Annotated in this window: 19 protein-coding genes; 13 read left to right on the plus strand and 6 right to left on the minus strand. The window is 72.9% G+C overall.

Annotated elements, in window-relative coordinates:
- Positions 1-2: 2 nt before the first annotated feature.
- The gene (gene cofC / locus ACFY3J_RS09740; protein ID WP_384182507.1) at positions 3-641 is read right to left on the minus strand and encodes a 2-phospho-L-lactate guanylyltransferase; all 639 of its coding nucleotides are present in this window, start codon (positions 639-641) and stop codon (positions 3-5) included.
- 199 nt (positions 642-840) lie between these two features.
- Between cofC and ACFY3J_RS09745 the strand changes: the two genes are divergently transcribed.
- The 3 genes from ACFY3J_RS09745 (at position 841) to ACFY3J_RS09755 (ending at position 3,936) form a co-directional block, all read left to right on the plus strand.
- Entirely contained in the window at positions 841-1,656 is an 816-nt protein-coding gene (locus ACFY3J_RS09745) for a lysophospholipid acyltransferase family protein (RefSeq protein WP_390840670.1), read from the plus strand.
- Entirely contained in the window at positions 1,653-2,663 is a 1,011-nt protein-coding gene (locus tag ACFY3J_RS09750; RefSeq protein WP_384182512.1) for an NAD(P)H-dependent glycerol-3-phosphate dehydrogenase, read from the plus strand. The genes ACFY3J_RS09745 and ACFY3J_RS09750 overlap by 4 nt, the downstream gene beginning before the upstream one ends.
- Positions 2,664-2,778: 115 nt before the next feature.
- Entirely contained in the window at positions 2,779-3,936 is a 1,158-nt protein-coding gene (locus tag ACFY3J_RS09755; protein ID WP_384182515.1) for a D-alanine--D-alanine ligase family protein, read from the plus strand.
- 67 nt (positions 3,937-4,003) lie between these two features.
- On the opposite strand, the gene ACFY3J_RS09760 is transcribed toward ACFY3J_RS09755, so the two are convergent.
- A complete protein-coding gene (locus tag ACFY3J_RS09760) occupies positions 4,004-4,486 on the minus strand; it encodes a DUF3515 domain-containing protein (protein ID WP_390840671.1) in 483 nt (160 codons plus the stop codon).
- A 20-nt stretch (positions 4,487-4,506) separates the two neighbouring features.
- Positions 4,507-4,740: an Lrp/AsnC family transcriptional regulator gene (locus ACFY3J_RS09765; RefSeq protein WP_003997603.1), complete on the minus strand. Its 234-nt coding sequence runs from the start codon at positions 4,738-4,740 to the stop codon at positions 4,507-4,509.
- 207 nt (positions 4,741-4,947) lie between these two features.
- Here ACFY3J_RS09765 and ACFY3J_RS09770 point away from each other — a divergent pair, with 207 nt between their 5' ends.
- Positions 4,948-5,913 (plus strand): thiamine-phosphate kinase, encoded by a 966-nt coding sequence (locus ACFY3J_RS09770; RefSeq protein ID WP_390840673.1) that lies wholly within the window; start codon positions 4,948-4,950, stop codon positions 5,911-5,913.
- On the plus strand, positions 5,910-6,764 hold the full coding sequence (gene thiD / locus ACFY3J_RS09775; protein ID WP_384182524.1) for a bifunctional hydroxymethylpyrimidine kinase/phosphomethylpyrimidine kinase: 855 nt from the start codon (positions 5,910-5,912) through the stop codon (positions 6,762-6,764). Before ACFY3J_RS09770 ends, thiD begins: the two co-directional genes overlap by 4 nt.
- 184 nt (positions 6,765-6,948) lie before the next feature.
- On the opposite strand, the gene rpmB is transcribed toward thiD, so the two are convergent.
- Positions 6,949-7,134, minus strand: a complete 186-nt coding sequence (gene rpmB, locus ACFY3J_RS09780) for a 50S ribosomal protein L28 (protein ID WP_003993230.1) — start codon at positions 7,132-7,134, stop codon at positions 6,949-6,951.
- A gap of 272 nt (positions 7,135-7,406) precedes the next feature.
- Between rpmB and ACFY3J_RS09785 the strand changes: the two genes are divergently transcribed.
- On the plus strand, positions 7,407-9,131 hold the full coding sequence (locus ACFY3J_RS09785) for a DAK2 domain-containing protein (protein ID WP_390840674.1): 1,725 nt from the start codon (positions 7,407-7,409) through the stop codon (positions 9,129-9,131).
- A gap of 3 nt (positions 9,132-9,134) precedes the next feature.
- Here ACFY3J_RS09785 and ACFY3J_RS09790 read toward each other — a convergent pair whose 3' ends face one another.
- On the minus strand, positions 9,135-12,074 hold the full coding sequence (locus ACFY3J_RS09790; RefSeq protein ID WP_390840675.1) for a tetratricopeptide repeat protein: 2,940 nt from the start codon (positions 12,072-12,074) through the stop codon (positions 9,135-9,137).
- The gene (locus tag ACFY3J_RS09795) at positions 12,071-13,942 is read right to left on the minus strand and encodes an HSP90 family protein (RefSeq protein ID WP_390840676.1); all 1,872 of its coding nucleotides are present in this window, start codon (positions 13,940-13,942) and stop codon (positions 12,071-12,073) included. Before ACFY3J_RS09795 ends, ACFY3J_RS09790 begins: the two co-directional genes overlap by 4 nt.
- Positions 13,943-14,198: 256 nt before the next feature.
- Between ACFY3J_RS09795 and recG the strand changes: the two genes are divergently transcribed.
- From recG to rnc, 7 genes are all read left to right on the plus strand, one after another.
- Positions 14,199-16,418, plus strand: coding sequence for an ATP-dependent DNA helicase RecG (recG, locus tag ACFY3J_RS09800; RefSeq protein WP_390840677.1), 2,220 nt, complete (start codon positions 14,199-14,201; stop codon positions 16,416-16,418).
- 53 nt (positions 16,419-16,471) lie between these two features.
- A complete protein-coding gene (gene rsmD / locus ACFY3J_RS09805; RefSeq protein WP_384182540.1) occupies positions 16,472-17,059 on the plus strand; it encodes a 16S rRNA (guanine(966)-N(2))-methyltransferase RsmD in 588 nt (195 codons plus the stop codon).
- Between the two features lie 26 nt (positions 17,060-17,085).
- Complete coding sequence (gene coaD, locus ACFY3J_RS09810; RefSeq protein WP_225079420.1) at positions 17,086-17,565, plus strand: pantetheine-phosphate adenylyltransferase; 480 nt, start codon at positions 17,086-17,088, stop codon at positions 17,563-17,565.
- Between the two features lie 116 nt (positions 17,566-17,681).
- On the plus strand, positions 17,682-18,827 hold the full coding sequence (locus ACFY3J_RS09815) for a cell division initiation protein (RefSeq protein ID WP_390840678.1): 1,146 nt from the start codon (positions 17,682-17,684) through the stop codon (positions 18,825-18,827).
- Positions 18,828-18,960: 133 nt separating this feature from the next.
- The gene (locus ACFY3J_RS09820) at positions 18,961-19,623 is read left to right on the plus strand and encodes a YceD family protein (RefSeq protein ID WP_384182546.1); all 663 of its coding nucleotides are present in this window, start codon (positions 18,961-18,963) and stop codon (positions 19,621-19,623) included.
- Between the two features lie 2 nt (positions 19,624-19,625).
- Entirely contained in the window at positions 19,626-19,799 is a 174-nt protein-coding gene (rpmF, locus tag ACFY3J_RS09825; protein ID WP_003951102.1) for a 50S ribosomal protein L32, read from the plus strand.
- A gap of 7 nt (positions 19,800-19,806) precedes the next feature.
- Positions 19,807-20,640, plus strand: coding sequence for a ribonuclease III (gene rnc / locus ACFY3J_RS09830; RefSeq protein WP_172632827.1), 834 nt, complete (start codon positions 19,807-19,809; stop codon positions 20,638-20,640).
- Positions 20,641-20,693: the final 53 nt, after the last annotated feature.

Below are 20,693 nucleotides of genomic sequence, written 5' to 3' on the forward strand. Positions count from 1 at the left end.
GCCTACTGTCCCGGGACCGGCAGCCGCGCGGCGGCGGCGGCCGTCCGCGGTCCCACGCCGAGGGCCAGCGCAGCCCGCAGATCGTGCCCGGTGTCCACGTCCCGGCGTACGGATTCCACCGCCTGAAGGGACAGTTCCATCGCGCCGGACGCCCGGTGGCGGGCCCGGGAATCGGCGCCGAAAGCCGGAAGCAGCGGATGCCCGGGGGACGCCGCCAGCAAAGTCGTGCCGATGGCCGCGGAATCCGCGAGAAATGCCCGCGGGAATTGTGCGGCCGCCTCCAGAACCCGGGCCAATTCCATGGGCCGCAGCGCGGGAAGATCGGCGTTCAGGGCCGCCACCGGACTTCGGGGGCGCGAGGCCCGTACGACCGCCGCCCCGTGCGCGAGCGCGGCGTTCAGACCGGCCCGCGGCTCGTCGGCGACGATCCGGGCGCCCAGCGCCGCCAGTTCCCGCCCGGCCTCGGCGTCGTCCGTGACGACCGCCACATCCGCCACCGCGGGGCAGGCCAGCGAGGCCGCCACCGTGTCCACGGCGAAGGCGAGGGCCAGGCCGGGACGCACCCCGTCGCCGGCGGTGTCCGAAAGCCTGCTCTTGGCCCGGGTCAGGGGCTTCAGGGGGATGACCAAGGTCCACTGCACCGGCGTTCCGCCCCTCTCGTGTGGTCGTCATTGTCTCCCGGAGTCCCCCCGGACCGTCCGGGGGGACCGGGAAGGGGAGGGGCGCGAAGCTCCTTCCAAGAGCGCTTCCCGGTGACGTGCGGGCGTACGGTGTTCTCGACAGACAGGCGGCCTGGGGCGACACTTGTGCGGCCCCCAGGCCCTAGAGGAAGGTGTCCGCGTGCCCCGCCGCAGAATCGGCTTCTGGTATCGCTTCGCAGCGGTGATCTGCAAACCGCCACTGGTGGTTCTGATCAAGCGGGACTGGCGCGGAATGGAGAACATTCCTGCCGACGGCGGATTTATCACCGTGGTGAACCACAATTCGCACGTCGACCCCTTCGCGTACGCCCACTTTCAGTACAACACCGGCCGAGTGCCGCGATTCCTGGCGAAGAGCGGGCTTTTCAAGAAGGGATTGGTGGGTGCCGCGATGCGCGGCACCGGGCAGATCCCCGTCTACCGCGAGAGCACGGACGCGCTGAGCGCGTTCCGGGCCGCCATCGACGCCGTGGAGCGCGGCGAGTGCGTCGCCTTCTACCCCGAGGGCACCCTCACCCGCGACCCCGGCGGCTGGCCGATGACCGGCAAGACCGGCGCCGCCCGGGTCGCCCTCCAGACCAAGTGCCCGGTGATTCCGGTCGCCCAGTGGGGCGCCAACGAACTGCTGCCGCCCTACGCCAAGAAGCCCCACCTGCTGCCCCGCAAGACCCACCACGTGCTGGCCGGACCGCCCGTGGACCTCTCCCGCTTCTACGACCAGGAGATGACCCCGGAACTGCTGAAGGAGGCGACCGAGGTCATCATGGCGGCCATCACCCGCCGGCTGGAGGAGATCCGCGGCGAGAAGGCGCCCGCCGAGCCGTACGATCCGCGGCGGGAGCGGATCGAGCAGCGCCGCCGCACCGAGTCGCAGAACCAGGGCAGGACCGTGCCGGCCGCGCAGCGCGGGCCGGCCGTGCGGGAATCCGTGCAGGAAGAGGGGCAGGGCACGTGAGCAAGCCGGTCAAGGCGGCCGTCTTCGGTACCGGATCGTGGGGCACCGCCTTCGGCATGGTCCTCGCCGACGCCGGTTGCGAGGTGACCCTGTGGGCCCGCCGCGCCGAACTCGTCGACGCGGTCAACTCCACCCGGACCAACCCCGACTACCTGCCCGGAGTCGAACTCCCGGAGAACCTGCGGGCCACGGCCGACGCCGCCGAGGCCGCCCGCGACGCCGACTTCACGGTGCTCGCCATCCCCTCGCAGACCATGCGGGCGAACCTCGCCGAATGGGCGCCGCTGCTCGCCCCGGACACAGTGCTCGTCTCCCTGATGAAGGGTGTCGAACTGGGCTCGGCCATGCGGATGAGCGAGGTGATCGAGGACGTCGCCAAGGTGGGCGCCGACCGCATCGCCGTCGTCACCGGGCCCAACCTGGCCCGGGAGATCGCCGCCCGCATGCCGGCCGCCGGCGTGGTCGCGTGCACCGACGAGGCGGTGGCCCGGCGGTTGCAGGCCGCCTGCCACACCCCGTACTTCCGGCCGTACACCAACACCGATGTGGTCGGCTGCGAACTCGGCGGCGCCGTCAAGAACGTGATCGGTCTGGCCGTCGGTATCGCGGACGGCATGGGGCTCGGCGACAACGCCAAGGGGTCGCTCATCACCCGCGGTCTCGCCGAGACCACCCGGCTGGGCATGGCCCTGGGCGCCGACCCGCTGACCTTCTCCGGACTCGCCGGCCTCGGCGACCTGGTGGCCACCTGCTCCTCGCCGCTTTCGCGCAACCACACCTTCGGCACCAACCTCGGCAAGGGCATGACCCTCCAGGAGACCATCGCGGTCACCAAGCAGACCGCCGAGGGCGTCAAGTCCTGTGAGTCGGTGCTGGATCTGGCCCGCCGGCACGGCGTCGACATGCCCATCACCGAGACCGTCGTCGGCATCGTGCACGAGGCCAAGCCGCCTGTGGTGGCCCTCCGGGAGCTGATGTCGCGCAGCGCCAAGCCCGAACGCCGCTGAAACCGGCGCCGTTCGGCCGTCCGCATCACGTTGCGCGACCGTCCGTGCGACGCTGAGCTACGGTGCCCATGCGGGCACTGACGCCGTGGATACCAGCGGGTACTCTCATCGCGATATGAGCAGCGAGAACCTCCCCCAGAGCCCCGAGCAGCCGTCCCGCAAGCCCCGCGTGGCCGTCGTGTGCGGCGGCCGCAGCTCCGAACACGGAATCTCCGTGGTCACCGCGGGCGCGGTGCTGCGCGCCATCGACCGGACCAAGTACGAGGTCCTGCCGATCGGCATCACCCGCGACGGCCGCTGGGCCCTGACCGCCGACGAGCCGGAGCGCATGGCCATCACCGAGGGCCGCACCCCGAACGTCGAGGAGCTCACCGACTCCGCCGAGGGCGGCGTGGTGCTCCCCGTGGACCCGGCCAACCGCGAAGTCGTCTACAGCGAGCCCGGTTCGGTGCCCAAGGCGCTCGGCGAGGTCGACGTGGTCTTCCCGGTGCTGCACGGCCCCTACGGCGAGGACGGCACCCTCCAGGGCCTCCTGGAGCTGTCCGGCGTGCCGTACGTGGGCTCGGGCGTGCTCGCCTCGGCCGTCGGCCAGGACAAGGAGTACATGAAGCGGGTGTTCACCTCCTTCGGGCTCAAGGTCGGCCCGTACGTGGTGATCCGGCCGCGCGAGTGGGCGCGGGACCCGTCCGCCGCCCGCAAGAAGATCGTCGACTTCGCCGGCGAGCACGGCTGGCCGCTGTTCGTGAAGCCCGCGCGCGCCGGTTCGTCGATCGGCATCACCAAGGTCGACGACCTCTCCGGCCTGGACGAGGCGGTCGAGGAGGCCCGGCGGCACGACCCGAAGGTGCTCGTGGAGGCCGCGCTGCGCGGCCGCGAGATCGAGTGCGGCGTGCTGGAGTTCGAGGACGGCCCGCGGGCCTCCGTACCGGCCGAGATCCCGCCGCCCGAGGCGCACGCGTACTACGACTTCGAGGCCAAGTACATCGACTCCACGCCCGGCGTCGTGCCCGCCCCGCTGACCGACGAGGAGACCGCCGAGGTGCGGCGGCTCGCGGTGGAGGCGTTCGAGGCGGCCTCCTGCGAGGGCCTGGTGCGCGCGGACTTCTTCCTCACCGAGGACGGCGAGTTCGTGATCAACGAGATCAACACCATGCCCGGCTTCACGCCCATCTCGATGTACCCGCAGATGTGGCAGGCGAGCGGGATCAGCTACCCGGAACTGGTGGACCGGCTGATCCAGGCGGCGCTGCGCCGCTCGACGGGCCTGCGCTGAGGACGCGCGCCCAGGGGGCAGCGGGTGCCGGCGGACGTCCGGGACCCCCACGGCGCGTGCCGTGCGCTCAGTCGGCGATCCCCTTGGGGATCGCCTTCTTCACGGCCGGGGCCAGATCGACCAGCGGCGCCACCCCGTGGTCCGTCCGCCCCGCGGGGATCGTCACCTCCACATAGGCCAGGCGCAGCGTGGTGGTGAAGCGGAACGACCTGTCCCCCTGCTTCTGCAGCAGCCAGCCCACGTCGTTCACCTCGGCCCCGTCGGCCTCCGGATCGTCCATCGCGGCGGGCCGCGGGACACCGCAGCGCAGTATGATCGCCGGGCTTCCCCAAGCCGCGGTCAGCGCGGAGGCGGGCCGGGGGTCCTCGCGGCTCAGTCCGTCCACTTTCCCAGGCAGTTCCCTGTCCAGATTCCGGCACAGTTCGGCAACCGACGGCCGTGGGCGGGGAACCGTCACGGTGGCGCTGTCGTCGCTTGGGGAACAGCCCGCGGCGGTGATCAGCGCGGCGAGAACGGGCAGGCCGAGAAGCCGGTGACGGAAGAAGCTCACCGGCCAAGGGTAGACGGGGGCTACAGATGCACGACCGGGCAGGTCAGGGTGCGCGTGATGCCGTCCACCTGCTGGACCTTCGCGACCACCATGCGACCCAGGTCGTCCACCGTGTCGGCCTGGGCGCGCACGATGACGTCGTACGGGCCCGTCACGTCCTCGGCCTGGATCACCCCAGGGATCTTGCTGATCGTCTCGGCGACGGTCGACGCCTTGCCGACCTCCGTCTGGATCAGGATGTACGCCTGTACCACGGAACCTCCAGGGCGGCCACGAGGATCATGTGGGGGAAAAGGAACGCCACGGTATCGCGTCGTCACGCGCCGTGGGGAGACCCGGGAAGACCGTGACGCACGCGCCGGGGTGCAGGTAGGACAGAAGTTGACGGTCATCTCGACCGTAGCGAGGACCGCGTTGAAGCGCGACCGGGAACGTACAGGGACAGAAGGGGCGAAAGGTCGATGAAGGGCACTGTTGGTGAGCTCGGGGAGTTCGGGCTCATCAGGGAGCTCACCTCCCGTCTCACCACCACCCCGGCGGTCCGGGTCGGCCCCGGCGACGACGCCGCGGTGGTCGCCGCCCCCGACCGCAGGGTCGTGGCGAGCACAGACATACTCCTGGAGGGGCGGCACTTCCGCCGGGACTGGTCCACGGCCTACGACGTGGGCCGCAAGGCGGCCGCCCAGAACCTCGCGGACATCGCCGCCATGGGCGCCGTGCCGACCGCGCTGCTGCTCGGCCTGGTCGTCCCCTCCGAGCTCCCGGTCACCTGGCCCACCGAGCTGATGGACGGGCTGCGCGACGAGTGCCAGGTCGCCGGGGCCGCCGTCGTCGGCGGCGACGTGGTGCGCGGCGACACGATCATGGTGTCGATCACCGCGCTCGGCGATCTGCGCAACCACGAGCCCGTCACCCGCGCCGGCGCACAACCCGGCGACCTGATCGCGGTGACCGGCTGGCTGGGCTGGTCCGCGGCCGGATACGCGGTGCTCTCCCGGGGCTTCCGCTCGCCCCGCGCCTTCGTCGAGGCCCACCGCCGTCCCGAGCCGCCGTACCACGCGGGTCCCGCGGCCGCCGGGCTCGGCGCCACCGCGATGTGCGACGTCAGCGACGGACTGATCGCCGACCTCGGGCACATCGCGGAGGCCAGCAAGGTCCACATCGACATCCGCTCCGGAGCCATAGACATCCCCTCACAGATGAACGACATCGGGCAGGCCGTCGGCGTCGACCCGTTGCAGTGGGTGCTGACCGGGGGCGAGGACCACGCGATCGTGGCGGCCTTCCCCCCGGACGTGAAGCTGCCGGCCCGCTGGAAGGTGATCGGCGAAGTGCTCAGCCCCTCGGCCGTGCCCCAGGTCACGGTCGACGGCGCGCTGTGGACCAGCAAGGGCGGCTGGGACCACTTCGGGGACATCGAGTCATGACCGCCGCCCCTCCCCGTGTGCTGACCGTCGCGGGCTCCGACTCCGGCGGCGGCGCCGGCATCCAGGCCGACCTGAAGACGATGCTCGCCCTGGGTGTGCACGGCATGAGCGTGATCACCGCGGTCACCGCCCAGAACTCGCTCGGCGTGCAGGGCGCGTGGGAACTGCCCGTGGAGGCGGTCCGGGCCCAGTACCGCAGCGTCGTGGACGACATCGGCGTCCAGGCGGTCAAGACCGGGATGCTGGCCTCGGCGGAACTGGCCGGGGCCGTCGCGGAATTGATCGCCGGGACCGACGCGCCCGCGGTCGTCGACCCGGTCGGCGTCTCCAAGCACGGCGACCCGCTCCTTGCCGCGTCCGCGCTTCGGACCGTACGGACCAGGCTGCTGCCGGTGGCGACCGTCGCCACGCCGAACCTCGACGAGGTGGCCCAGCTGACCGGCGTCCGGGTCCGGACGGAGGGGCAGATGCGGGAGGCCGCGGAGGCGGTGCTGGCGTTCGGGCCGAAGTGGGTGCTGATCAAGGGCGGCCATCTCGCCGGAGACGCCGGGGGGAAGGGCGGGAACCAGACTGTGCGGGAGGGCGGGGACCAGGCCGTGGACCTGCTCACCGACGGCGCCGAGGAGCACTGGCTGCGCGCCTCGCGGTACGACAACCGGCACACGCACGGCACCGGCTGCACCCTCGCCTCCGCGATCGCCTCGCACCTGGCGAGGGGCGATTCCGTGCCGGAGGCCGTGGCGGCGGCCAAGGAGTACGTCACCGGGGCGATCGCGGCCGGCTTCGCGCTCGGCGGGGGGATCGGGCCCGTGGACCACGGGTGGGCCCTGGGCGGGCCTCGGGCGGGGTAGTCGCGCGGCCCGCGCACCGACCGGGGGTCCGGGTGCGCGGGTACGGCTTGCGCGGGCATGGCGTGCGCGGGCATGGCGTGCGCGGGTATGGCGTGCGCGGGTACGGCAAAAAGCCGGTCCACCGAGGTGGACCGGCTCAGTGCAGCGAACCAGCGGTGGCCGCGCGCTTAGCTGTTGCTGTGCGTCAGCGCGAGACCTTGCCGGCCTTGATGCACGAGGTGCAGGCGTTCACGCGCTTCGGCGTCCCGCCGACCACGGTACGCACACGCTGGATGTTCGGGTTCCAGCGACGGGACGTACGGCGGTGCGAGTGCGAGATGTTGTTGCCGAAGCCCGGCCCCTTGCCGCAGACGTCGCAGTTGGCAGCCACGGGTCACTCCAAAGACTTCAGATGCACTTACGGTTGATCCCGGCATGCCGGGATCAAGATCTCAGGCTCAGAGAACGCTCTTGAAACTTGAAATCCGAGTGGCGTTGCCAGGGGAGAGCCCGATCAGGATCGGGCAACCGGAGCAGCATACAACGGCTGCGTCCGTAGGGCGAAACTACCACGGTGGCTCCGGGGCCCGCGCGGGCCCTCTTCCGTCAGGCACCGCCCCGGGGTCTACGCTGCGTCCAGTCCAGCAGCTCAGGGAGGCGCAGGTGGCGCAGGTGCCGCAGACGTTCGACGCGCCGGCGGTGCGCACCTGGTGCGGACTCGCGCTGCGGGCGCTGGGACGCGCGCGCGAGGAGATCGACGCGATCAACGTCTACCCCGTGGCCGACGGGGACACCGGCACCAACCTGTATCTGACCGTGGAGTCCGCCGCCGCGGCGGTGGAGGCCGTGTTCGCCGCGCACGAGGTGGGCGGCGGGACCGGCGCGGCCGAGGGGACTGCCTCCGGCCCCTCCCTGGCCGACGCCGCGCGGGCGATGGCGCACGGCGCGCTGATCGGGGCCCGCGGCAACTCCGGGACGATCCTCGCCCAGCTGCTGCGCGGCATGGCCCAGGTGTTCGCCGCCGACGGTGACCGCGCGCACACCGACGGGCTCGGTTTGTGCCTGGCCCTGCGGCGCGCGGCCGACTCCGCCCGGCAGGCCGTGGCGCACCCGATGGAGGGCACGGTCCTGTCGGTGGCCTCGGCCGCCGCGGACGCGGCCACCGGAGCCGAGGGAGACTGCGGGACGGTCGCGCTGGCCGCCTACGAGGGAGCGTGCGCGGCCCTCGCCGCGACCCCCGGCCAGCTGGCGGTCCTGGAGCGCGCCGGGGTGGTCGACGCGGGCGGGCGGGGGCTGGTGGCGGTCCTCGCGGCCCTGGTGGAGACGTTCACGGGGCGCACGCCGGAGCAGGGCGCATCCCCCTCGGCAGCCGCGGTGGCGGCTGACGGCCGGCCGCTCGTGCCCCACGCGCGCGTGTGCCCCGCCGAGGACGACGGGCCCGGCGCCTGCGCGCCGCCCGCGAGCGGTCCCGCCTTCGAGGTGATCTACCTGCTGGACGCCGAGGACACGGCCGTCGCCCGGCTGCGCGAGCGTCTCGACGGGCTCGGGGACTCCCTCGTCGTGGTCGGCGGCGACGGCCTGTGGAACGTGCACGTGCACGTCGACGACGCCGGAGCCGCCGTGGAGGCGGGCGTGGAGGCCGGGCGGCCGCACCGGATCCGGATCACGCACTTCGGCGCCGGTGACGCGCACACCGGCGGGTCCGGACGGCCGCACCGGGAGCGGGCCCAGCGCGCCGTGGTGGCCGTCGTGCCCGGCGAGGGCCTGGCCGCGCTCTACTCCGAGGCCGGGGCGACCGCGGTGCTCGCCCGGCCCGGGGAGCAGCTCGCGAGCGGGGAGCTCGTCGAGGCCGTACGGCGGGCACACGCGCGCGAGGTGGTCCTGCTGCCCAACGACCCCGAGCTGCGCCACACCGCGTCCGCCGCGGCCGAGCAGGCCCGCGGGGAGGGCGTCCGCGTCGCACTGATCCCGACCCGCTCGGCCGTGCAGGGCATCGCCGCCCTCGCCGTGCACGAGCCGGGGCGCCGCTTCGACGAGGACGTCGTCGCCATGACCTCGGCGGCCGGCGCCACCCGCCACGCCGAGGTCACCGTCGCGGAACGCCAGTCCTGGACCACGGCCGGCATCTGCCAGGCCGGTGACGTCCTCGGCCTCATCGACGGCGACGTGGCCGTGATCGGCTCGGACGTCGCGGCCACCGCCGAGACCGTCCTGGACCGCATGCTCTCGGCGGGCGGCGAACTGGTCACCCTCGTCCTCGGCGACGAGGCCCCCGACGCGATCGCCGACCGCCTCCAGACCCGCGTCCGCGAGTCCTACCTCGCCGTCGACACGGTGGTCCACCGGGGCGGCCGGCAGGGGGCGCTGCTGCTCATCGGGGTGGAGTGAGCCTCAGTCCGCGGATCCCTCCACCTCGGGGGCTCGCAGGAGTCTTTCGGCTTCCGTACGGCGGGAACGAGGTCTGCCGTCCTCGTCGTCCGCGTGCTCGTAGGCCGCCAGCACGGCACGCGCGCGGGCCTTGGCCTCGGCGGGGCGGCCCAGGCCGAACGCCAGCCATCCCGCGGCGAGTTCCGCTCCGGTCCGGTCGTACACGGCGGCCGGACCCAGCAGGGCGAAGGCGGCGATCGCCCGCTCCAGCCTGGACAGGGCCTCCTCGGACGCGGCCCCGTCCCCCTCGTCCTGCGCGCTGTCCGCGAGCAGATCACCGAACTGCCGCTGGGTGTGCCCGAGTTCGGCGACGAGCCGCTGCCGCGCCGCCGTGTCGTCCACCGCGTCCAGCGCCGCCTCGCACTCGGTGACGGCGGCCTCCATCAGCTCCCGCGCCGCGTCCGGGCCGGCCTCGGTGCCCAGCGCGAGCCACGCGCGTGCGCGCAGGGCGCGGACCAGGCCGTGCACGTCGCCCAGGGAGCGCCACAGGTCGCCCGCGCGCGTGTAGGCACGGTCCGCCTCGTCGTGCAGCCCGGCCCGGCTCAGCGACTCGGCGGCCAGATGAGCGAGGCTCGCGTGGTCCTGCTGCTCGGACCAGTGCCGGGCGGTCTCGGCGGCCTGAAGCCTGCGTTCGGCTGCCGCACGGTGCTCCCCGAGCTCGCTCAGACAGTCGCCGAGCCACCACTGCGTCTGTACGACGGCCCCGTCGCCGTGCGTCTCGGCGGACAGGTCGGGCAGCGCGGACTCCAGCACCTCCGCGGCCTCCGCCCACCGCCCCAGCCGCAGCAGCAGGCCGCCGAGCTGCTGCCGGGCCCAGGCCCCGAGCGCCGGTCCTTCGTCCGCCACGTCGGCCCAGTGCGCCGCCTCCAGGGCGTGTTCCGCCGCCTCCTCGGTCCGGTCCAGGCCGCCGAGCACCTCGGCGAGCTGAAGGTGCAGCTGTGCCCGGCCCACGGCCTCCAGATGCGCCCCGCCGTGCTCCAGGGCCGCCCGCAGGGCCCGCTCGGCGCCCTCCGGGTCGCCCAGGTGGTGCGCGAGGGCCGCCAGCCGGGCCTCGTACTCCACCGCGAACCACGGCAGGCCCGCCCCGACGTACTCGGCCGCCGCCCGCCCGAACAGCTCCGCGGCCCCCCGGAGGTCCCCGGTGCGCGCGGCGGTCTCGGCGAGCATCGCCCGCGCCTCGGCCGCCCGGGACGCGAGCCGCACATCGTCCCCGGCGTGCCCCTCCACGAGGGCCAGGACCTCGCGCGCGGCCTCCTCGGCGGCGGACAGCGTCCCCGGGTCCACGGGCCCTTCGGCCTCGTGCACCGGCCGCATCAGGATCCGCGCCCGTCCCATCACCACGGACGCGGCCTGCCGTAGGCCGGTGCCCTCCTCGGCGTACAACGCGAGGACCCGCTCGTAGGGTTCGGCGACCGCGGTGAGCGCCCCGTCCACGTCGCCGGTCAGCGCCCTCACGTACGCCGCACGCGAGCGTGCCGCCAGCGCCTCGCCAAGATCGCCCGCCCGCGCGTACCACTCGGCGGCGCGCTCGAACAGCGCGGCGCCCTCGGGGCCCCGGTCCATCGCCTCGTGGTCGGCGATCTCGGCCCGGTCCCGCGCCTCCAGCTCGACGCCCTGCGCGGCCCGCGCGACCGCCGCCCACGCCTCCATGGCGTGCGGCCGCAGGGTGTCCGACAGCCGTCGCGCCTCGGCGATCAGCGCGGGCAGGCCGGCTTCTTCGGGGGCCGCCGCTTCGGCCGCCGCCTCAACGGGGACTCGCACGGCGGGAGCCGGAGCGATGCCGGCGGGCCGTGCCGTGCGCACGCCCAGCGGCAGCCGGTCCACCAGCGGGCGCCGCGCCATGCGCGCGCGTGCCCGCTCGCCGACCCGGGACGTGCCGTTGCGCTCGTCGAAGCGGGCCGCCAGGGCCGATGCCTCCGCGCGCGCGTGCACGGCGAGTTCCCCGGCCGTCCAGACGCGCCCCGCCGGACCGGGCACCGCCTGCCCGTCCCGCCCCAGCTCGACCAGCCGGTCCATGAGCAGGGCCGCCACCGCCAGGAAGTCCAGCCTGCCGAGCGGGTTCCCGTCGTCCGTGAAGTACGCCGGCCGCTCGGCCAGCAGCTCCAGGGCCCGCGCCTCGTTGCCGGTCAGCGCGCAGAACTCCACGTGGTCGGCGTAGGCGCCGCGCATGCTCTCCATCGGCCGCACCAGCCGTAGGCCCCGCAGATGGTGGGCGCGCGCCTCGTCGGGACGGCCCAGCCGCAGCAGCGGCATCAGCGACGAGGCGAGGACGCCGTGCGGCTCGTGGGCGCAGGAGAACTCGCCGTCCAGCACCGGCCGCCACAGCTCGACCGCCTCCGCGTCGCGGCCGCACTCGGCCTGCCACCTGCCCTGGTCGTGCAGTTCGCAGGCGTGGCAGTCCGCCATGCGGTCCCGGTCGGCGGCCAGCCACGCCGCGTACGCCCGCTCCGCCCGCGCGAGGTCACCGACGTGCCGGGCGACGCTGAACTCGGCGCTGCGCACGGCACGTTCGGAGTGGCCGGCGAGCCGGTAGCGGTGCTCCATCTCGCCGAGCCACTTCTCGACGGCGGCCAGCGGGATGTGCGACTGGCCCAGCATGCCCGCCGACATCCACTTGAAGACCCAGTGCAGCGAGTGGGTCTCGTACTCGTCGAAGTCCTCCGGGCGTTCGTCCCACATGCGCAGCAGCCGCGCGAACGGGACGAACATCCTGTCCTTCTCGGAGCTGTAGTTGTAGACCTTCAGCTGGTGTCCGAGCGCCTCGATCACGGCGAGCGGGATGTTCAGCCTCTCGGCCTCGGCGAGCAGCCGCTCCGCGCGCGCGTTGCGGGCCGGACCCTCCGGCCGCTCGCCGTTGGCGGCGATCTCCCGGCGCAGCGAGTCGAAGTCGGTGATGTCACTCATCGCCGGCCGTCCCCCGTCGAGTCGGTGCCGCTGTGCGTGGCCCACTCCAGCAGGCCGATGAACGCCCGGTTCAGCAGCGCCGAGTCCGCCGGCCGCAGTGGGCGCTGCGCCATCAGCAGTGCCTGCCCGTACAGCGACTCGGTCGCCGTGCCGATCAGCTCCGGGTCGCCCAGCGAACCGATCCGGCGGATCAGCGGGTTGAGGTGGTTGAGCACCAGACGCGCGCGCGGGGCGCCGCCCCGCAGCGAGCCGAGGATGCCCGCCCACAGGTCGTCGGCCTGCGCCTCGGCCTCGGCGCGGGCCTGCTCGTGCCGGGCCGCCCGGTCGTCCAGGTGCAGCGCCGGCACGGACAGCGGGTGGAAGGCGCGCAGCACGACGTCGCAGCCCAGCGGGTCCAGCCGGTTCCGCGCGGCGGCCAGGAAGCCCGACAGGGCCAGCTCCTCGGCCGGGTCGACGGAGTCCAGGTGCGCGGTCACGATGTCCGCGTCCAGCTCGGCCACCGCCGTCCCCGGGCGCACCGACGGCAGTGCCTCGACCAGCTCGCTGTCGTAGGTGTAGCCGCCGTTGACGACGCCGATGCCCTGCGCGGAGGCGATCGGCGCGACCTGCCGGTACTCCTCGACCGTGCGCGTGAAGTGCACGACGGGGTGGCGCTGCGCGAACTCCTCCAGGGAGAGCCGCCCGTCGGTCGTCTCGAAGGGCAGCCACGGCAGCATCGTGCGCAGCATCTCCGTGTCGTGCCGGGCGAGGGACTTCACGCCCAGGAAGTGCACCGAGAGGAACGCCGTCAGCCGCTCCGGGTCGCCGGCCGCGAGAGAGGCCAGCCAGGACCGGATCCGCTCCCCGAGCGCCTCGCGCACGGCGGCCAGCGTCTCGTCCTTGTACAGCGACTCCCGCGAGGCGGTGGGCCGCAGGCTGTCGGTGTCGAGTACGCAGCGCACGAAGAACGCCCAGTCGGGCAGCAGCTGTTCGGCCCGTTCGGTCAGCAGCATGCCCTTCAGGTGCACGCGGTGACCCGCCCGCTGCGCCGGGCTGACCGCCGACGGCAGCACGTACGCCACCCCGCGGATCCCGGCCAGCGGCACGTCCAGGCCGATGGTGTCCAGCGGGGTGAACCCGAACGCCTCGTGGCAGTACCGGGCCAGGGCGACCCGGCGGGCCGCGGGGGAGGGGTAGGCCCGGTCCCACGGTGCCGGCAGATCGGTGACCGGCTCCTCGCCCACCCGGACGTCGTACGGCAGCAGCGACCCGAAGTCCCGTGCCAGTGCGAGCACACGCTGCTCGGTGAGCCACTCGCCCGTCCCGGCCCGGGCCCGGAGGTGCACGGTGGTGCCGGGTTCCGGGCGGGCGGAGTCCGGGAGGGCCCGCACGGTGTACGAGCCGTCGTCGCGCGCCGTCCACTCCACGGGCGGGGCGTCGGGCGTACGGGCGCTGCGGCTGACCACCCGGATCCGCTCGGCCACCACGAAGCAGGCCAGCAGGCCGATGCCGAACTGGCCGAGGAAGTCCGAGCGCGCCTCGCGCAGGCCGTCGGCCCGCTTGGAGCTGCGGCCGATGGTGGCCAGCAGCTCGTGCACGTCGGACTCGGTGAGACCGACGCCGGTGTCCTCCACCCGCAGGGTGTCGCCGTCCGCGAACAGTCGTACGCGCGCGGGGGCGCCGGGCTCCTCCGCGCGCCGGGCGGTGATGGCGTCCACGGCGTTCTGGAGCAGTTCGCGCAGGTAGACCTTGGGGCTGGAGTACAGGTGGTGCGAGAGCAGATCCACCAGACCCCGGAGATCGACCTGGAACATATGGGCCGAGTCGGGCCGGCGGGACGACTGTGGTGAGTGGGATGCCTGTGCTGACTGTGAGGTCTGGAAGTCCATCGTCGCAGCGCCGGTGGGGGACTTCGCGTCGGCGCGGGGTAGGGCGGCACCTGTGAGGCGGTTGCCGCGGGGATGGCCGGAGCACGTCATCTTAGGCCCTGTCGTCACATTCCCGCCGTCACATTCGCGCCTGCCGTGCGGCCCGCCCCTCGGGCGGAACGAGTGGGAGTGCGACGACCGGACCCGGAGCCCGGACGGACCGGCTGACCAGGAGTTTCCCGGGAGGTCTACGGCATTGTCGGTGCCGTGGTGTGCAATGGATCTCGTGCCCGCACTGCAAGAACCACTGAAACAGCCACTGAAGTCAGTGCTCGGCCCCGCCACCGCGAAGGTGATGGCCGAGCACCTCGGCCTGCACACCGTCGGTGACCTCCTGCACCACTACCCGCGCCGGTACGAGGAGCGCGGCCAGCTCACCCACCTCGCCGACCTGCCCATGGACGAGCACGTCACGGTGGTCGCCCAGGTCGCCGACGCCCGCCTGCACACGTTCGCCTCCGCCCGCGCGCCCCGCGGCAAGGGCCAGCGCCTGGAGGTGACGATCACCGACGGCAGCGGCCGGCTCCAACTGGTCTTCTTCGGCAACGGCGTGCACAAACCCCACAAGGAACTCCTGCCGGGCACACGCGCGATGTTCGCGGGCAAGGTCTCGGTCTTCAACCGGCGGCTGCAACTGGCCCACCCGGCGTACGAGTTGCTGAAGGGGGAGGACGGAGAAGCAGTCGAGAGCTGGGCCGGCGCCCTCATCCCGATGTACCCGGCCACCGCCAAGCTGGAGTCCTGGAAGATCGGCAAGGCGGTCCAGACCGTCCTGCCCAGTGCCCAGGAGGCGCTCGACCCGCTGCCCGAGTCGCTGCGCGCGGGCCGCGGGCTGGTCGCCCTCCCCGAGGCCCTGCTCAAGATCCACCGCCCGCACAGCAAGGCGGACATCGCCGACGCCCACGCCCGCCTGAAGTGGGACGAGGCCTTCGTCCTCCAGGTCGCGCTCGCCCGCCGCCGCCACGCGGACACCCAACTCCCCGCCGTCGCCCGCGTACCCGGCCCGGACGGCCTCCTGGCGGCCTTCGACGACCGCCTCCCCTTCACGCTCACGGAGGGGCAGCGGAAGGTCTCCCGCGAGATCTTCGCCGACCTGGCCACCGAGCACCCGATGCACCGCCTGCTCCAGGGCGAGGTCGGCAGCGGCAAGACGCTCGTCGCCCTGCGCGCCATGCTCGCCGTCGTCGACGCGGGCGGGCAGGCCGCGATGCTCGCGCCCACCGAGGTGCTGGCCCAGCAGCACCACAGGTCGGTCACCGAGATGTTGGGGGAGCTCGCCGAGGGAGGCATGCTGGGCGGCGCCGAGCACGGCACCAAGGTGGTGCTGCTCACCGGGTCCATGGGCGCCGCGGCCCGTCGGCAGGCCCTGCTCGACCTGGCCACCGGCGAGGCGGGCATCGTCATCGGCACACACGCGCTGATCGAGGACAAGGTCCAGTTCCACGACCTGGGACTGGTCGTGGTGGACGAGCAGCACCGGTTCGGCGTCGAGCAGCGCGACGCGCTGCGCGGCAAGGGCAGGCAACCCCCGCACCTGCTGGTCATGACCGCCACGCCCATTCCGCGCACGGTCGCGATGACCGTCTTCGGCGACCTGGAGACCTCCGTCCTCGACCAGCTCCCGGCGGGCCGCTCGCCCATCGCCAGCCATGTCGTCCCGGCAGCCGACAAACCGCACTTCCTCGCCCGGGCCTGGGAGCGGGTGCGCGAGGAGGTGGCGAAGGGCCACCAGGCGTACGTGGTCTGCCCGCGCATCGGGGACGAGGAGGACGACCCGAAGAAGGCCGCCGCGAAGAAGTCCGCCGAGGACGAGGCGGAGAAGCGCCCGCCGCTCGCCGTGCTGGACGTCGCGGGCCGGCTGGGCAAGGGCCCCCTGCACGGCCTGAAGGTCGAGGTGCTGCACGGGCGTATGCAGCCCGACGACAAGGACGCGGTCATGCGCCGCTTCGCCGCCGCCGAGACCGACGTCCTGGTCGCCACCACGGTCATCGAGGTCGGCGTGAACGTGCCGAACGCCACGGTGATGGTGATCATGGACGCCGACCGCTTCGGCGTCTCCCAGCTGCACCAGCTGCGCGGCCGCGTCGGTCGCGGCGCGGCGCCCGGACTGTGCCTGCTGGTCAGCGAGATGCCGGAGGCGAGCGCCGCCCGGCAGCGGCTGAACGCGGTGGCCTCCACCCTCGACGGCTTCGAGCTCTCCCGCATCGACCTCGAACAGCGCCGCGAGGGCGACGTCCTCGGCCAGGCCCAGTCCGGCGCCCGCTCCAGCCTGCGGGTGCTCGCCGTCATCGACGACGAGGAGATCATCGCCGAGGCCCGCGAGGAGGCCGCCGCGGTGGTGGCCGCCGACCCGGACCTGGAGCACCTGCCCGGACTGCGCACGGCGCTGGACGCGTTGCTGGACGAGGAGCGGGAGCGATACCTGGAGAAGGGCTGACAGACTGGGACCGGCCCGCACCCGAGCCGCCACCGACAAGCAAGGACCCAGACATGACCCGCGTGATCGCCGGCCGGGCCGGCGGACGCCGTCTCGCCGTACCGCCGGGCAGCGGAACCCGCCCCACCTCGGACCGGGCGCGCGAAGGCCTGTTCTCCACCTGGCAGTCCCTCCTGGGCGGCCCGCTGGACGGCGAACGCGTCCTGGACCTGTACGCCGGCTCGGGCGCCGTCGGCCTGGAGGCGCTGTCCCGGGGCGCCGGGCACACCCTGCTCGTGGAGGCCGACGCGCGAGCGGTCCGCACCGTCCGGGAGAACGTGAAGGCGCTCGGCCTCCCAGGCGCCGACGTACGGGCGGGCAAAGCGGAACAGATCGTCCAGACACCGGCCCCGGCGGAGCCGTACGACATCGTCTTCCTCGACCCGCCGTACGCGGTCTCCGACGACGATCTTCGCGAGATTCTGCTCACACTCCGCACCGAGGGGTGGCTCGCGGAGGGCGCCCTCGTCACCGTGGAGCGCAGCACCAGGGGCGGCGAGTTCACGTGGCCGCGAGGGTTCGACGCGATCCGGGCCCGTCGCTACGGCGAAGGGACGTTTTGGTACGGTCGCGCCGCCTCTACGTGCGAAGACGCACGATGACCGGACCGGAGAGCGAGGGATCTCAAGTGCGCCGCGCCGTCTGCCCCGGGTCGTTCGACCCCATCACCAACGGACACCTGGACATCATCGCCCGCGCCTCCCGTCTCTACGACGAGGTCTACGTCGCGGTGATGATCAACCAGTCGAAGAAGGGCCTGTTCGAGATCGACGAGCGGATCGACCTCATCCAGCAGGTCACCGCCGAGTACGGAAACGTCCGGGTCGAGGCCTTCCACGGCCTCCTGGTCGACTTCTGCAAGCAGCGCGACATCCCGGCCATCGTCAAGGGCCTGCGCGCCGTCAGCGACTTCGACTACGAGCTGCAGATGGCCCAGATGAACAACGGCCTCTCCGGCGTCGAGACGCTGTTCGTGCCCACCAACCCCACCTACAGCTTCCTGTCGTCCTCCCTGGTCAAGGAGGTCGCGGCATGGGGCGGAGACGTCTCCCACCTGGTGCCGCCGCAGGTCCTCGAGGCCCTCACCCAGCGGCTGAAGAAGGACTGAGGCGGCTGACTGCCTGTCACCCGGTGTCCGGCGATCACCTCATGGACGTACAGTCGTCCCGTCCGTCTCCGACACATCGGTAGTCCAACACACCTGTAGAGAGTGGCGAGCACACGGTGGACGTGCAGAACAAGCTCGACGAGATCGTGGCCACGGTCTCCAGCGCCCGGTCCATGCCCATGTCGGCGTCGTGCGTGGTCAACCGCGCCGAACTGCTCGCGCTGCTCGACGAGGTGCGCCAGGTCCTGCCCGGTTCCCTCGCACAGGCCCAGGAGCTGATCGGGGACCGCGACCAGATGGTGCACGAGGCCCGGCGCGAGGCCGAGCGGATCATCGAAGGCGCGCACGCCGAGCGCGGCTCGCTGGTCTCCGGCACCGAGGTGGCCCGCCGCTCCCAGGCCGAGGCCGACCGGATCCTCGGCGAGGCCCGGCAGGAGGCCGAGGAGGTCCGCGCCGAGGCCGACGACTACGTCGACTCCAAGCTCGCCAACTTCGAGGTCGTCCTCACCAAGACCCTCGGCTCGGTCGGCCGCGGTCGCGAGAAGCTGCTCGGCACCGGCCCCGGCCTCGACGAGGACGGCTACGAGGACGAGGACGCCCCCGAGCGCAGCCACGACCCCGAGACCCTGCGCCGCAACGCCGACGCGTACGTCGACGCCAAGCTCGGCGCCTTCGAGGCGGTCCTCGCCAAGACCCTGGAGGCCGTCGGCCGCGGCCGCCAGAAGCTGCACGGCCGCATCGCCACCGACGACCTCGGCGCCCTCGCCGACGACACCACCACGGTCCAGCACTCCAGCGACGCCGACTACCTCGCCGACCTCGCGGCCCTGGCCGACGCTCCGGCGGCCCCGCTCTCCCCGGTGGCTCCGGCGTCCCCGCCCGCCGAGCGGCCCGCCCCGCCGCAGTACGAGCCGCAGCCGGCCTACGGCTACCAGCAGCCCGGGCAGAGCGATCCGTACGGCGGCTACCCGCAGGGCTACGGCCAGCAGGACCAGTACGGCTACCAGCAGCCCGACCCGTATGCCCCCACCGCCGGCACCTCCGGCTACGCCCAGGCGGGAGGCGCCCCCTTCCAGGCCTACGACGCCCAGCAGCCGGCCGGCTACGACCCGAGCCAGGCCCAGCAGGGGCAGCAGGACCCCCAGGACCACCACGGCTACGCGCAGCCGCAGGCGCACGCCCTCGACGAGACCAGCCTCTTCGACACCAGCATGATCAGCGCCGAGCAGTTGCGCGCCTACGAACAGGGCCGCGGCCTCTAGGCCGGCCGCCCATTTGGGCCGAGAGCGAAAGGTCAAGTATCCTGGCTCTTCGGTCGTGCATACGTCCGCGATCTGCGCTGCCCGGAACACCGCCGGGAGAGCGTCCCCCCGAGTTCGGAAACCGAAAGCAGGAATGGCTCAGAACGCCCGCCTCGACCACCGCAACCCTCTCGTGTTCGACACGCACGAGCTGGGACGGCGGCCCGGCGCGCTGCAGCGCCTGACCCGTACGGTCCCCGCCCCCAAGGACCTCGGTCTCCAGGGCGTCGTCGGAGTGCCGGAAGGCGCCCCGGTGGAACTCGAACTCCGGCTCGAGTCGGTCATGGAAGGGGTGCTCGTCACAGGCACCGCCCGTGCACAGGCCGAGGGGGAGTGCGTAAGGTGTCTGGAGCCGCTCGAGCTCGAACTCGACGCGGACTTCCAGGAGCTGTTCTCGTACCCCGACGCCGACGAGCGGGGCCGTGCGATCGCACGGTCCGACGAAGACGCCGCCGACGACGAGGACGACGAGGACAGGCTCTTCCTCGAGGACGGACTCTTCGACCTCGAACCTCTGCTGCGGGATGCGGTGGTGCTCGCACTGCCGATGCAGCCGGTGTGCCAGGAAGACTGCGCTGGTCTGTGCTCCGAGTGTGGAGCGCGGCTCGCGGACGACCCGGACCACCACCACGACGCCGTCGACATCCGTTGGGCGGCTTTGCAGGGACTCGCCGGCACCATGAAGGACGGCGAGAAGGACGAGATGAGCGGCGGCGCGCCTCGATCAGCACGCGCCGACGAGAAGCAGGAGAAGTAGCCGTGGCTGTTCCGAAGCGGAAGATGTCGCGCAGCAACACGCGCCACCGCCGGTCGCAGTGGAAGGCTGCGGTCCCCACCCTGGTTGCGTGCGAGCGCTGCCACGAGCCCAAGCAGCAGCACATCGCGTGCCCGTCGTGCGGCACCTACAACAAGCGCCAGGTCCTCGAGGTCTGAGCGGCTGGTGAGAGGCACTGTGTCCACTGCCAAGAAGGCGGAAGGCGCCGAAGCGGGCAATCACCGCCGACGCGGAGGTGCTCCGTCGGACAACACGGCCTCGTCCCACACGCTTCTGGAAGGGCGGCTCGGCTACAAGCTCGAGTCCGCCCTTCTGGTGCGCGCGCTGACCCACCGTTCCTACGCGTACGAGAACGGCGGTCTGCCGACGAACGAGCGACTGGAGTTCCTCGGTGACTCCGTCCTCGGTCTGGTCGTCACGGACACGCTGTACCGCACCCACCCCGACCTGCCCGAAGGCCAGCTGGCCAAGCTGCGGGCCGCGGTGGTCAACTCGCGTGCGCTGGCGGAGGTCGGCCGTGGCCTCGACCTGGGCGCCTTCATCCGGCTCGGCCGTGGTGAAGAGGGCACGGGCGGCCGGGACAAGGCGTCCATCCTCGCCGACACCCTGGAAGCGGTGATCGGCGCGGTCTACCTCGACCAGGGCCTCGACGCGGCCTCCGAACTGGTGCACCGCCTGTTCGACCCACTGATCGAGAAGTCCTCCAACCTCGGAGCCGGCCTGGACTGGAAGACCAGTCTCCAGGAGCTCACCGCGACCGAGGGGCTCGGCGTCCCCGAGTACCTGGTCACGGAGACCGGCCCCGATCATGAGAAGACCTTCACTGCTGCCGCCCGCGTCGGAGGCGTCTCGTACGGCACCGGCACCGGCCGCAGCAAGAAGGAGGCGGAGCAGCAGGCCGCGGAGTCCGCGTGGCGGGCCATCCGGGCCGCAGCGGACGAGCGCGCCAAGGCGGTGGGGTCCGCCGACGGCGCCGACGAGGCGCCGGCCTCCGCCTGAGAACCGGGAAACCGAGCGCGGCCGTCCGGCGGTCCTCCGCCCGCAGGCCGCGC

The sequence above is a fragment of the Streptomyces sp. NPDC001231 genome (genome assembly GCF_042896885.1).
Classification (GTDB): domain Bacteria; phylum Actinomycetota; class Actinomycetes; order Streptomycetales; family Streptomycetaceae; genus Streptomyces.

Bases quoted from the DNA above. Each gene is read 5' to 3' on its own strand.
- ACFY3J_RS09755 (WP_384182515.1), top strand. From the start codon at position 2,779: ATGAGCAGCGAGAACCTCCCCCAGAGCCCCGAGCAGCCGTCCCGCAAG.
- thiD (WP_384182524.1), top strand. From the start codon at position 5,910: ATGACCGCCGCCCCTCCCCGTGTGCTGACCGTCGCGGGCTCCGACTCC.
- recG (WP_390840677.1), top strand. From the start codon at position 14,199: ATGGATCTCGTGCCCGCACTGCAAGAACCACTGAAACAGCCACTGAAG.
- ACFY3J_RS09820 (WP_384182546.1), top strand. From the start codon at position 18,961: ATGGCTCAGAACGCCCGCCTCGACCACCGCAACCCTCTCGTGTTCGAC.
- ACFY3J_RS09770 (WP_390840673.1), top strand. From the start codon at position 4,948: ATGAAGGGCACTGTTGGTGAGCTCGGGGAGTTCGGGCTCATCAGGGAG.
- ACFY3J_RS09790 (WP_390840675.1), bottom strand. From the start codon at position 12,074: ATGAGTGACATCACCGACTTCGACTCGCTGCGCCGGGAGATCGCCGCC.
- ACFY3J_RS09795 (WP_390840676.1), bottom strand. From the start codon at position 13,942: ATGGACTTCCAGACCTCACAGTCAGCACAGGCATCCCACTCACCACAG.
- rsmD (WP_384182540.1), top strand. From the start codon at position 16,472: ATGACCCGCGTGATCGCCGGCCGGGCCGGCGGACGCCGTCTCGCCGTA.